The following is an 11,229-nucleotide window of genomic DNA, read 5'->3' on the forward strand; positions in this document are numbered from 1 at the left end:
TCAGGCGAAGGACAAAGCATAACGATCGATAAAGCTGGCGATCTCGCCGGAGGTCTTCAGCGCCCGGATATGGCTGAACAGGTCGCTGGCCTCCTCATACTCTTTACGCAGATACCCCAGCCATTGCTTGATCCTGGCTACGTGGTACAGGCCGGTATCGCCCTGCTTCTCCAGCTGCACGTATTTATGCAGCAGCGTCACCACACCTGCCCATGGCATTCGCGGCTCGTTATATTTAATCACTCTGCTCAGATTCGGCACGTTCAGCGCACCCCGACCAATCATCACCGCATCGCAGCCGGTCACCCGCATGCACTCCTGCGCGCTTTGCCAGCCCCAGATCTCGCCGTTAGCGATTACCGGGATGCTCAGGCGCTGGCGGATTTCGCCGATTGCAGCCCAGTTGATGCGCTCGGCTTTATAACCGTCTTCTTTGGTGCGGCCGTGAACCGCCAGTTCGGTCGCGCCCGCCTGCTGTACCGCATCGGCAATTTCAAACTGCCGATCGCCCGACTCCCAGCCCAGCCGTACTTTAACCGTGACCGGCAGATGATCCGGCACCGCTTCACGCATGGCTTTTGCACCACGATAAATCAGTTCGGGATCTTTCAGCAGTGTCGCTCCACCACCGCTGCCGTTGACCGTTTTCGACGGGCAGCCACAGTTCAGATCGACACCCCATGATCCTAATTCCACCGCGCGGGCAGCGTTTTCCGCCAGCCATTCAGGGTACTGGCCCAGCAGTTGAATACGCACCAGCGTACCAGAGGGAGTGCGGCTGGCATGGAGCAGTTCGGGGCAGAGGCGATGAAAGGATTTGACCGGCAAGAGCTGGTCAACGACCCGCAGAAATTCCGTGATGCAGAGATCGTAATCGTTGACGTCGGTGAGCAGTTCGCGCACCAGGGAGTCCAGCACGCCCTCCATCGGGGCAAGTAAAACGCGCATGTCACAACTCATTCGTCGCTGAGATAAGGGGATCTGGCGATCCCCCGGAGAGAGTTCCCGTCATACCGCGAAGAGTGCGTTGACGGAAAATGGCCTTACGCCGGATCGGAACCGGCGCTCAGGCTTAACCGTTATGCAGGGTTAGAACGGCGCTGACGGGTTTTGTTGCGTGGTGCACCGTTGCTGCTGCCTTCCGGCTTCGCGCCACGTGCCGCACCGGCACCTGCCCCATGACGACGCTGGCCGTTGCCCTGGCTGCGTTCGCCACCGGCAGACTGACCGCGCTCGCCGCCGCCGTTGCCACGGTTGCCCTGAGGCGCACCACGGCCACGACCGCCGCCGTTACCACCACCGCGCTGCTGACGACCATTCTGAATCGGCTCCGCTTTAATTGACGGGTCCGGCTCATAGCCTTCGATAGCAATACGTGGGATCTCACGCTTCAGTACACGCTCAATGTCACGCAGCAGTTTGTGTTCATCCACACAAACCAGCGACAGCGCTTCACCGGTTGCCGCAGCACGACCGGTACGACCGATGCGGTGCACGTAATCTTCCGGCACGTTTGGCAGCTCGTAGTTCACCACATGCGGCAGCTCAGAAATATCAATCCCACGCGCGGCGATATCCGTCGCCACCAGCACGCGAATTTTGCCTTCTTTAAAATCGCTCAGTGCGCGGGTACGAGCGCCCTGGCTCTTGTTACCGTGAATCGCTGCGGCTGTGATACCGTCTTTGTTCAGCTGTTCAGCCAGGTGGTTAGCACCGTGCTTGGTCCGGGTGAACACCAGTACCTGCTGCCAGTTATCACGGCCAATCAGGAAGGAGAGCAGTTCCCGCTTACGCTTTTTGTCGACGAAGTGCACGTGCTGCGTAACCTGCTCGGAAGCGGTGTTACGACGGGCCACTTCAACCTGCTCAGGGTTGTGCAGCAGTTTTTCCGCCAGACCTTTAATCTCATCAGAGAAGGTGGCCGAGAATAGCAGGTTCTGACGCTTCGCAGGCAGCTTGGCCAGCACGCGACGGATATCATGGATAAAGCCCATATCCAGCATACGATCGGCTTCGTCCAGCACCAGAATCTCCACCTGGGAGAGATCCAGCGCATTCTGATGCTCCAGATCCAGCAGGCGGCCAGGGGTGGCAACCAGCACATCCACACCGCCACGCAGCTTCATCATTTGCGGGTTGATGCTGACGCCGCCGAACACCACCAGCGAGCGCAGGTCGAGATACTTAGAGTAATCGTGGACGTTTTCACCGACCTGGGCCGCCAGTTCGCGGGTGGGGGTCAGGATCAGCGCACGAACCGGACGGCGCCCTTTTGGGTGCGGGTTCGCGCTGCTGAGCAGCTGCAGCAGAGGCAGCGTAAAACCGGCCGTTTTACCGGTACCGGTCTGCGCGCTGGCCATCAGGTCGCGGCCCGCCAGCACCACAGGAATAGCCTGCAGCTGGATTGGCGTTGGCTCGTTATAACCCTGTTCTGCAACAGCACGCAAAATGTCGGCGTTCAGGCCGAGAGAATCAAATGACATAAAATTGACTGACTCCGGATCCGCCCTGACCGCAATAAGCGGTGTAGTTTCCAGGGGGAGAATATGACGCCAGGCTTCGCCTGACGTTTGAAAGGGAGCACAAACCACGGTGCGTAAGGGGCGGATTATAACAGACATTACATCAGCACCGGGAGTGTTTCTTTTGGCGGGGGGAAAATCTCTCTTTTACCAGCGAGGGCGAAGCGATTCCGTCACACAGCCTCCGCAAGATTCTGAGCCATCTCCCGCAGTTGCCTGGCACTGCTATGACCAATCAGCATAAATTTGTAGTGCTGCTGCCGCCAGTAAACCACGTTCATCCCACGCCGCTTTTCCTGGCTGAAGGCGGTATCTTCAGGTTGTGAAGCGGCAGTGATACAAAGCGCCAGCGGGCCGGACTGCCGGTCCTGCCAGACAATCTGCGCAATCGACACGCCGTCATAGCTGAGCATTCTCGCTCCTTTGAATTCGCTGTCTGACAGGGTTAATACTGTGGCATTCAACTGCAGGCCAAGGCGCTGGCTGACCAGAGCGAGCTGTTCACTCGCAGCAGCAGGTGTCAGGCTGCCGCCGCTCAGCGTTTCACGGGTGTACAGCGCCATATATTGCGCCACGGTATCACGCCAGCCATCGTCGTTATCGAACAGACGCCTGCCTTTCATTCCCCCCACCAGGCCTATTGCCAACGCGGAAACGGTAGCGGCAATCAGCGTGCGGCGGCTGATCCCCTGTGGGGCTTGTTGCGGGTGGATTGTCAATTTTTCCTGCATCGGTTTGAGCGGAGCCTCATCCAGCAGCGGGGAAAACGCCGCTGCAAAATCGAGGCTGGCAGAATCCAGCTGATTCAGACGCATCACCAGCTCCGGATCTTCATTTAGCATCTTCTCAACCTGTTGCGACTGGCTGTCGTTTAGCTGATTGTCGAGATAAGCCACCAGCATTTCGTCTGACAGCGGTGCGTTGATAATCCAGCTCATGGCTGCCCTCCTTTTCTGCGCTGCTGTTGCAGCCCCGGGTCTTTTGCCAGCGCGAGGCGGGCATTCGCCAGCCTGCTCATGATCGTACCGATGGGGACGGTCAGCGTGTCGGCCGCTTCCTGATAGGTAAACCCTTCGACGTAGACCAGGAAAACCGCATTGCGCTGCGCTTCCGGCAGCCCGTTAACGCGGTCGCGCACCTGTTGCGCCCATAGCCGGTCAACGTCACTCTCCGCGACCTGAAACGCCTGCCTGTCCAGCTCGTCTATATTTTGCTGACGGGTCAGGTGGCTGGCACGCACCTGATTGATCCAGATAGAGTGCAGGATGGAGAACAGCCAGCGATCGAGCCGCGTGCCCGGCGTAAACTGGCTGCTTTTTTCCAGCGCCCGCAGGCAGGTTGCCTGCACCAGATCTTCCGCCACGTCGCGCTTGCGGGACAATACCAGCCCGTAGCGCCACAGCCGCGCCAGATAGAGAGGGAGTTCGCCACGAATATCCACGCTGTTACTCACCCGGACTCCTTAAAAGCATCCCATAAGCCCCTTTTTTACCGTGCCCCCGGGAGAAGATAAAAGCCCCGTCAGCGGATTTTCAGCCCGGGGATCATTCTTCTGAGTGTAGGATCCTTCAGCGCATAGTGGTGAAACAGCGCCACCAGCGCATGGCCACCGGCAAGGACAATAATCCCCCAGGCATTGTAGTAATGCAGGGTTCCCAGCAAATGGCGCAGAGAGCCATCAACATAAATCAGATCGGACATGTCGCCGAATCCAAAAAAGGCAAACTCTTCGCCCTGCGCCCAGCGGAACAGGAAACCGAGCACCACCTGCGCAATCAGCATCAGATAAAGCAGCCCGTGTACCGCTTTTGCCCCAATGTGCAACGCGCGTGAAGGCGTCGCCGGAGGCAGACGACGGCCTTTACTGACCCGCCAGACAATGCGCGCAATCATCAGCACTGCCAGCAGAATGCCGAAGGAGATATGCCAGGACTGCAGGCTGTGACGAAGTGGCGTGCCACGCTCCAGTCGTGACCAGACCTGAAAACTGGCAAAGAGAAAAATTACGTCGAGCGCGGTCAGCCAGTGCAGCGTGATGGATAAGCGATCGTAGTGCGACGAAGTGGAAGTCTGGCGCATGGTAGCGTTCCCCTGAGTGATTTACAGAGTGAACAGTTCAGAACGGGATTTTATTCAGTTTATTTTGAAAAAAAGAAGGGAGAGATAAAGAACGGGCCACCCTACGGCGGCCCGTAGTGCATCAGCGGTGACGCTGGCGAGCGCGAACAGGCTCTTTAGCCAGCAGAGAGACCACGGCGGGTCCGGTCAGCATCAGCACACCTACAACACCCAGTAGCAGGTTGTTGTGGATCACGCGGGACAAAAGATACAGCACCAGCATGGCGGCCCCAAAATAATACGTGGTGGTGACATCTTCCAGGAAGTCGCCAACACGACGTAAACGAGGGCTGCGTTGAGTCATCAGCATCGCGGCAAATACGCTGGCATACATCGCCAGAAATACCGTACTGACCTGCAGCAGTGTCTGGTGCTTCCATCCCCACACCAGTCCGGCAATCAGCAGGAGGTGCAGCGTGATATGTACACAGGTTTGTCCGGTGACAATCTGAATACGATTAGACCATTTCATTGTTTTCTCCTGGCAGACCCAACAGAGGTCGCCCAGCCTTGTTACCACAGTAGCGTGATAACGAATTTCCTCAGACTAACGTAGTTTTCGGATAATGCCGCAAAGATCGCGGCTTGTCGGCACTCTTTTGTGACAAAGACTACACTTTATTCTTTGTCTGTCGAAAAGGAGAGCGCGCACAGTATGTCACAAAACGCGCAAGGATTTTCATTAAAAGTCCTGACGATCAATACACACATGGGTTTTAACGCTTTTAACCGACGTTTTATTCTGCCTGAACTGCGTGATGCCGTCAGGGCCACCTCAGCGGATATCGTCTTTCTCCAGGAGGTGATGGGTGCCCACGCGGTCCACAAATTGCAGGTGGAAAACTGGCCCGACACGCCTCATTACGAATTTCTTGCTGACACGATGTGGAATGATTTCGCCTATGGTCGCAATGCGGTCTACCCGGAAGGCGACCACGGCAACGCCGTCCTGTCCCGTTTTCCCATTGTGGAGTATGAGAACCGGGACATTTCAGTGCAGGGCACGGAAAAACGTGGCCTGCTGCACTGTAAGGTGACCATTCCCCATACTCAAACCACGCTGCATGCAATCTGCGTACATCTGGGGCTGCGTGACGCCCATCGCGCGGCACAACTGACAATGCTTTGCGAACTGATTAACAGCCTGCCTGAAAACGCGCCGGTGGTGGTGGCGGGTGATTTCAACGACTGGCAGCAAAAAGCCAACGCGATCTTGAAACGGGGAGCCGGAATGGAAGAAGTTTTCAGCCGCAAGTCCGGTCGCCCGGCGCGTACCTTCCCTGCCCGCTTTCCCCTGCTGCGGCTTGACCGCATCTATGTTCGTAACGCCGGGATCAGCCACCCGCAGACCATTCCTCTGCGCCCCTGGTCACACCTGTCCGATCACGCGCCACTGGCGGTGGAGATTCACCTATGAAAATGGAATGGCGTGACGGTAACCGCCTGCGACTGCTTGCCAACGGAGAGCAGTATTTCCCGCGGGTGTTTGAGGCAATCCGTCGCTCAAAAGAGACGGTGCTGCTGGAGACCTTTATTCTGTTTGAAGATCAGGTGGGAAAACAGTTGCACGCTGTGCTGCTGGAAGCGGCTCAACGTGGCGTGAAAGTGGAAATGATGCTGGATGGCTACGGCTCCAACGATCTTTCCGACGAGTTTATCAGCACTCTGACTGCTGCTGGCGTGCGTTTCCTTTATTACGATCCCCGCCCGCTGGTGCTGGGTATGCGAACCAATATCTTTCGCCGCCTGCATCGTAAAACCGTGGTCTGCGACGGGGTGATTGCCTTTGTCGGCGGCATCAATTTTTCGTCAGAGCATAACTCCAGCTATGGGCCGGAAGCCAAGCAGGATTATGCCGTTGAGGTGCGCGGTCCGATTGTTGATGACATCACCCGCTACGTCCGCCAGGCGATCAGCAGTCAACAAGTGCCACGTCGCTGGTGGGGTGGCCGATCGCACCGCCCGGCACACAATGCCACGCCGGGCGAAGCACAGGTACTGTTTGTCTGGCGTGATAACGACGAGCACCGGGACGATATCGAGCAGCACTACATTACGATGCTGCGCGAAGCCAAACAGGAAGTGATCATCGCCAACGCCTACTTCTTTCCCGGTTACCATCTGCTGCGGGAGATGCGCAGTGCGGCGCAGCGTGGCGTCACGGTGAAGCTGATTGTGCAGGGTGAACCGGATATGCCGATCGTCAAGGTCGGAGCCGAGTTGCTGTACAACTATCTGGTCGGCGGCGGCGTGGAGATTTATGAATATATCCGTCGTCCACTGCACGCCAAAATCGCGGTGCAGGACACTCAATGGTCGACGGTTGGATCCAGCAATCTTGATCCGCTGAGCCTGTCGCTCAACCTGGAAGCCAACCTGATGATCCACGACCGCGCCTTTAATCAGGTGCTGCGTAACGAGCTGAACCGGTTACTGGCTGAAGAGTGCCAGCGGGTGGAAGAGAGCCAGTTGCCAAAGCAAAACTGGTGGCAGTTATCAAAAAGCGTGGTGGTGTTTCACTTCCTGCGCCACTTTCCGGCCATTGCTGGCTGGCTGCCCGCTCATACGCCGAAGCTGGCACAGGTGCCGCCGCCGGTGCAGCCTGAAATGGAAACCCAGGATCGTGTGGATCCCAAAGAGAGAGTGAAACCCTGATGGCTGAAGGACATTCCCGCTGGAAGTGGGTGAAGAAAGCCCTCACTTGGCTGTTTTTTATTGCCGTGATTGTGCTGCTGGTGATTTATGCCCGCAAAGTGAACTGGCATGACGTGATCAACGTGATCGGCAACTATAACCGCGTGGCGATTTTCGGCTCCGTGGCGCTGGTGGTGGTCAGCTATCTGACTTATGGCGTCTACGACTTGATTGGTCAGGCGTACTGCGGTCATAAACTGCAAAAACGTCAGGTGATGCTGGTCTCGTTTGTCTGTTACGCCTTCAACCTGACGCTGAGTACATGGGTTGGCGGTGTGGCTATGCGCTACCGGCTCTACTCCCGTCTGGGGCTGGAGGGCAGCACCATTACGCGGATATTTTCACTGAGTATCGCCACCAACTGGCTGGGCTATGTGCTGGTGTCCGGTGTGGTATTCAGCGCCGGGATGGTACCGATACCTGCCGGATGGTTTATCGGCGAGGGAACGCTGCGCACCATTGGCGTGGCGCTGCTCTCCTTCGTAGTAATTTATCTGGCGCTGTGTGCCTTCTCCAGGCGCCGTCGCTGGACGGTAAAAGGCCACAAACTGGCGCTTCCCTCGTTTCGTATGGCGCTGCTGCAGTTTGCCGTTTCCAGCGCTAACTGGCTGGTGATGGGCGCGATTATCTGGCTGCTGCTGGCAGAGAAAGTCGATTATCCGCAGGTGCTGGGAGTGTTGCTGATCAGCAGTATAGCCGGGGTGATTATCCATATTCCGGCGGGGATTGGCGTGCTGGAGGCGGTATTTCTGGCGCTGCTGAGCGGCGACCATCTGTCGCACGGCACTATTATCGCTGCCCTGCTGGCTTACCGGGTGCTCTATTTTATCGCCCCGTTGCTGCTGGCGCTGGTGCTCTATCTGTGGCTGGAGAGTCGGGCCAAAACCCTGAAGCAGAAAAATCAGCGGGAGATGCAGAAATCTTAAAAAAAGGCGGAATAAATTCCGCCCTATCGATTCGTACCAGTCATTGGCCGGTCGGAACAGGTTCCTCCCCGGCCCTTCGTGCATGCCCTTGCAGCAGGCAAACTATTCGCCCGCCAGTTCAGCACCTAGCGGCGGTTACCGAAGATACGCAGCAGCATCAGGAACAGATTGATGAAGTCCAGATACAGCGTCAGCGCGCCCATAATGGAGTATCGACGCAGGTTCTCTTTATCATCAGTATTGATGTTCTCACCGATGTTTTTCAGCTTCTGCGTGTCGTAAGCGGTCAGGCCCACAAACACCACCACGCCGATATAGGTCACCGCCCACATCAGTGCCGTGCTTTTCAGCCACATGTTAACCAGTGAAGCCAGCACAATACCGATCAGCGCCATAAACAACATGCTGCCCATGCCGCTCAGGTCACGCCTGGTGGTATAACCCCAGAAGCTCATCGCACCGAACATCCCGCCGGTGACCAGGAAAGTACTGGCGATTGAAGAGTAGGTGTAGACCAGGAAAATGCTCGCCATGGTCAGCCCGGTGAGCGCCGAGTAGAGCATAAACAGGCCGGTCGCCGCCGCGCCGCTGAGTTTATGCACCATGCCTGACAGCACAAAGACCAGACCAAGCTGAACGATGATCAGGCCAAAGAAAGTGATGCGGTTAGCGAAAACCAGCTCCATCACCGCCGGTGTGTTAGCGGCAAACCATGAAACAAATGCAGTCAGTAACAGACCACAGGTCATCCAGCCATAGACCTGAGCCATATAGGTCTGCAGCCCGGTACCAGCCTGCGAAACAATTGAACCGTTGGAACGTGGATATCGATCCATGATGCTCCCCTTGTAAAGGTTAAATTTAACGTTGGTAGCGATAAGTCTGGCACATTCAGGTCTGGTTAAGCCAGCCCTGCAGACCGTTTTTCGCAGGCAGTTAGACTGCGGTTGAAGTCCGGTACGCAAAAATGGTTCAGCCGGAGATAAAGATTGGGCGGTTGCTGCCGATAGTCAGAATACAGGGAGACCGCCTGACAGGAAGTTCTATAAACATAGCACCTCCTATGACACCGGGGAATCCTGATGAACAGCCAGCCACGCCGCACGCGGAAAATGAGCACCCGCACCCTGATGCTCCTGACCGGAGCGCTTACCATCACTCTTGGTTTCACCGTTACCATTGGTTTGCTGAGTTGGTATAAAAATGAAAGTGCGGTAATTCTATGATTTTTATATATTTACCGCACTTTTTTCTTGCGAATTAAATAAAAATCCATCTTTCGAATAATCTTATATTTCAATACATTAAAAATAGTTTTGCAGAATCGTTTTATTTGGTTGTAGTATATCCATACTGTACATCCAACCAGTAAAATCAGGAGCGCAAAATGTACGTCGAACTCATCTATGACAAACGGAATGTTGATGGACTGCCGAACGCCAGGTCGCTGATCCTGGCCGAACTGGAGAAGCGGGTTCACCGCATCTTCCCACAGGCTGATGTGAGGGTTAAACCGATGGCGGGTAACAGCAGCATTCAGACAGACGCCAGCAAGAACGATAAGGCCAAGCTGGCAGCAGTGATTGAAGAGATGTTTGATGAGGCGGATATGTGGCTGGCAGAGGATGAGTGACTGGTAGCCCGGCGACCGGGCTTTGTGCTCTAACTGGATGGTTCTGCAGCTGCAAGTGCATCTTTGATAGCGTCAATTGAAGCCAGCGCCCTATCTGGATCAACTATCGCAAGTTCGACCAGACTGAACAACGCCTTGATTGCTTCGGTGTGATACGCAGCGGCAGCACCTGATGTGTTGAGATTTTTAAAGTCTTCAATCACCAGGCCGTTTGTAAACTCCCGACGCCCGCCGTTCATGACAGCTATCGGGCAGTCTTTCTCGATGTCCTGCGCAATCAGGCCAACCTCAGGAACACCATCGAGCTTGTCATAGGTGCAGCCACGCCATGACAGCACGGCCCGCAGCGCGTCAGGGACTAAAGTGATGTTGGATTTATGCCGCTCATCTGAACCGCTTACCCATGAGCCTGAGGCGGTAGCGTTTCCTGATGCCTGAAGGAAAGTGAAAGATTTCCCGTTTGCAGAATCCGAGTAAACGTCTATTTTAAACGACCTGGCCGCTGTCGAATCTATGTTACTGTACAGATTGACATTACCGCGTGATGCGCCGTTAGTTAATACATCAAAAATAAGCAGTTGAGATCGGGAACTATATGCGGATGATGCGTTATTGTTCAGGTAAACCCACCCGTTGATTGTCCCGCCTGACTTGCCATCAACAGTGTTTAAGCGACCGTCGTTACCTTGTGCCGCCGTACCTGCAGTTGTTCCGTATGTTGCCAGATTAGCCCAGGCGCCATCTTTTGATGTTGCCCCGGTGCCCCCCTGATTTAATGACAGCGCAGTGGTAAGCCCCTTGAGTTCGGTGATGTCGCTGTTGGCCCCCTTGGCTGCAACGCCGTTCCATGCCGGTCCGCTGTAAGTGCTGCCATCCGGAAGTTTTACTGTGATGGTGCCAGTGCCACTGAATACCTGCTGCCAGTTCTCTTTGTCGAGGATCATGCCCCTGGTCATTGTCGCAACGTCATTCAGTACCTTCTGAGTGATCGCGACCTGCAGCGTGGCCGGAACGGCATACCAGGCTAATTCACTGCTCGTTGGCCCAGTGTAAGCCGTACCTATGGTAAGTGATGTGTCGGAATCAATATTGAGGACCACCAGCGTATAAGGCACTCCACCGACGATGACGCCAATGAAGTCGCCCGTTTTTAATTCAGTTGTGAAGGTTGTACCTGCGCCGGTTACAGTTGCCGACTGGTTGGTGACTGACAGGGTGCCTGCTGACATTATTTTCTCCGGACGTAAAAAACCCGGCTCGATGGCCGGGTTGTGTTATGCGTAATTAATTTATTTATCACAGGTTGTATGAGTGAATGCTGATTTATTCACCCACT

The 11,229-nt window shown here is 55.5% G+C and carries 12 protein-coding genes; 4 read left to right on the forward strand and 8 right to left on the reverse strand.

The annotated features are described in order from the left end of the window. The 6 genes from dusC to GSQ70_RS14880 form a co-directional block, all read right to left on the reverse strand. Positions 1 to 948 carry a tRNA dihydrouridine(16) synthase DusC gene (gene dusC / locus GSQ70_RS14855; RefSeq protein WP_158783257.1) on the reverse strand — a complete coding sequence of 316 codons (948 nt, stop codon included), beginning with the start codon at positions 946 to 948 and terminating at the stop codon, positions 1 to 3. 131 nt (positions 949 to 1,079) lie between these two features. Then, the gene (rhlE, locus tag GSQ70_RS14860) at positions 1,080 to 2,483 is read right to left on the reverse strand and encodes an ATP-dependent RNA helicase RhlE (RefSeq protein WP_158783258.1); all 1,404 of its coding nucleotides are present in this window, start codon (positions 2,481 to 2,483) and stop codon (positions 1,080 to 1,082) included. A gap of 212 nt (positions 2,484 to 2,695) precedes the next feature. Further along, complete coding sequence (locus GSQ70_RS14865; RefSeq protein ID WP_158783259.1) at positions 2,696 to 3,460, reverse strand: anti-sigma factor; 765 nt, start codon at positions 3,458 to 3,460, stop codon at positions 2,696 to 2,698. Beyond that, positions 3,457 to 3,975, reverse strand: coding sequence for a sigma-70 family RNA polymerase sigma factor (locus tag GSQ70_RS14870; RefSeq protein ID WP_158783260.1), 519 nt, complete (start codon positions 3,973 to 3,975; stop codon positions 3,457 to 3,459). Before GSQ70_RS14870 ends, GSQ70_RS14865 begins: the two co-directional genes overlap by 4 nt. A gap of 68 nt (positions 3,976 to 4,043) precedes the next feature. Next, positions 4,044 to 4,601, reverse strand: coding sequence for a cytochrome b (locus GSQ70_RS14875; RefSeq protein WP_158783261.1), 558 nt, complete (start codon positions 4,599 to 4,601; stop codon positions 4,044 to 4,046). A 121-nt stretch (positions 4,602 to 4,722) separates the two neighbouring features. Next, positions 4,723 to 5,112: a YbhQ family protein gene (locus GSQ70_RS14880; protein ID WP_158783262.1), complete on the reverse strand. Its 390-nt coding sequence runs from the start codon at positions 5,110 to 5,112 to the stop codon at positions 4,723 to 4,725. A gap of 183 nt (positions 5,113 to 5,295) precedes the next feature. Here GSQ70_RS14880 and GSQ70_RS14885 point away from each other — a divergent pair, with 183 nt between their 5' ends. The 3 genes from GSQ70_RS14885 to GSQ70_RS14895 are packed head-to-tail and all read left to right on the forward strand — an operon-like array spanning position 5,296 to position 8,260. Continuing rightward, positions 5,296 to 6,057, forward strand: a complete 762-nt coding sequence (locus GSQ70_RS14885) for an endonuclease/exonuclease/phosphatase family protein (RefSeq protein ID WP_158783263.1) — start codon at positions 5,296 to 5,298, stop codon at positions 6,055 to 6,057. Beyond that, on the forward strand, positions 6,054 to 7,295 hold the full coding sequence (clsB, locus tag GSQ70_RS14890; RefSeq protein ID WP_158783264.1) for a cardiolipin synthase ClsB: 1,242 nt from the start codon (positions 6,054 to 6,056) through the stop codon (positions 7,293 to 7,295). Before GSQ70_RS14885 ends, clsB begins: the two co-directional genes overlap by 4 nt. After that, positions 7,295 to 8,260 (forward strand): lysylphosphatidylglycerol synthase domain-containing protein, encoded by a 966-nt coding sequence (locus tag GSQ70_RS14895; protein ID WP_158783265.1) that lies wholly within the window; start codon positions 7,295 to 7,297, stop codon positions 8,258 to 8,260. Before clsB ends, GSQ70_RS14895 begins: the two co-directional genes overlap by 1 nt. A gap of 125 nt (positions 8,261 to 8,385) precedes the next feature. Here GSQ70_RS14895 and GSQ70_RS14900 read toward each other — a convergent pair whose 3' ends face one another. Further along, on the reverse strand, positions 8,386 to 9,096 hold the full coding sequence (locus GSQ70_RS14900; protein WP_158783266.1) for a Bax inhibitor-1/YccA family protein: 711 nt from the start codon (positions 9,094 to 9,096) through the stop codon (positions 8,386 to 8,388). 551 nt (positions 9,097 to 9,647) lie between these two features. Here GSQ70_RS14900 and GSQ70_RS14905 point away from each other — a divergent pair. Then, entirely contained in the window at positions 9,648 to 9,893 is a 246-nt protein-coding gene (locus GSQ70_RS14905) for a DinI-like family protein (protein WP_158783267.1), read from the forward strand. A 29-nt stretch (positions 9,894 to 9,922) separates the two neighbouring features. Here the strand turns inward: GSQ70_RS14905 and GSQ70_RS14910 are convergent, their stop codons facing one another. Beyond that, positions 9,923 to 11,122 (reverse strand): tail fiber domain-containing protein, encoded by a 1,200-nt coding sequence (locus tag GSQ70_RS14910; RefSeq protein WP_158783268.1) that lies wholly within the window; start codon positions 11,120 to 11,122, stop codon positions 9,923 to 9,925. Between the last annotated feature and the right edge of the window lie 107 nt (positions 11,123 to 11,229).

The sequence above is a fragment of the Pantoea sp. BAV 3049 genome (genome assembly GCF_009765445.1).
GTDB lineage: Bacteria > Pseudomonadota > Gammaproteobacteria > Enterobacterales > Enterobacteriaceae > Erwinia.

Coding starts and splice junctions, on each gene's coding strand:
- dusC (WP_158783257.1), bottom strand. CDS start 948: ATGCGCGTTTTACTTGCCCCGATGGAGGGCGTGCTGGACTCCCTGGTG.
- rhlE (WP_158783258.1), bottom strand. CDS start 2,483: ATGTCATTTGATTCTCTCGGCCTGAACGCCGACATTTTGCGTGCTGTT.
- GSQ70_RS14865 (WP_158783259.1), bottom strand. CDS start 3,460: ATGAGCTGGATTATCAACGCACCGCTGTCAGACGAAATGCTGGTGGCT.
- GSQ70_RS14875 (WP_158783261.1), bottom strand. CDS start 4,601: ATGCGCCAGACTTCCACTTCGTCGCACTACGATCGCTTATCCATCACG.
- GSQ70_RS14880 (WP_158783262.1), bottom strand. CDS start 5,112: ATGAAATGGTCTAATCGTATTCAGATTGTCACCGGACAAACCTGTGTA.
- GSQ70_RS14885 (WP_158783263.1), top strand. CDS start 5,296: ATGTCACAAAACGCGCAAGGATTTTCATTAAAAGTCCTGACGATCAAT.
- clsB (WP_158783264.1), top strand. CDS start 6,054: ATGAAAATGGAATGGCGTGACGGTAACCGCCTGCGACTGCTTGCCAAC.
- GSQ70_RS14895 (WP_158783265.1), top strand. CDS start 7,295: ATGGCTGAAGGACATTCCCGCTGGAAGTGGGTGAAGAAAGCCCTCACT.
- GSQ70_RS14900 (WP_158783266.1), bottom strand. CDS start 9,096: ATGGATCGATATCCACGTTCCAACGGTTCAATTGTTTCGCAGGCTGGT.
- GSQ70_RS14905 (WP_158783267.1), top strand. CDS start 9,648: ATGTACGTCGAACTCATCTATGACAAACGGAATGTTGATGGACTGCCG.
- GSQ70_RS14910 (WP_158783268.1), bottom strand. CDS start 11,122: ATGTCAGCAGGCACCCTGTCAGTCACCAACCAGTCGGCAACTGTAACC.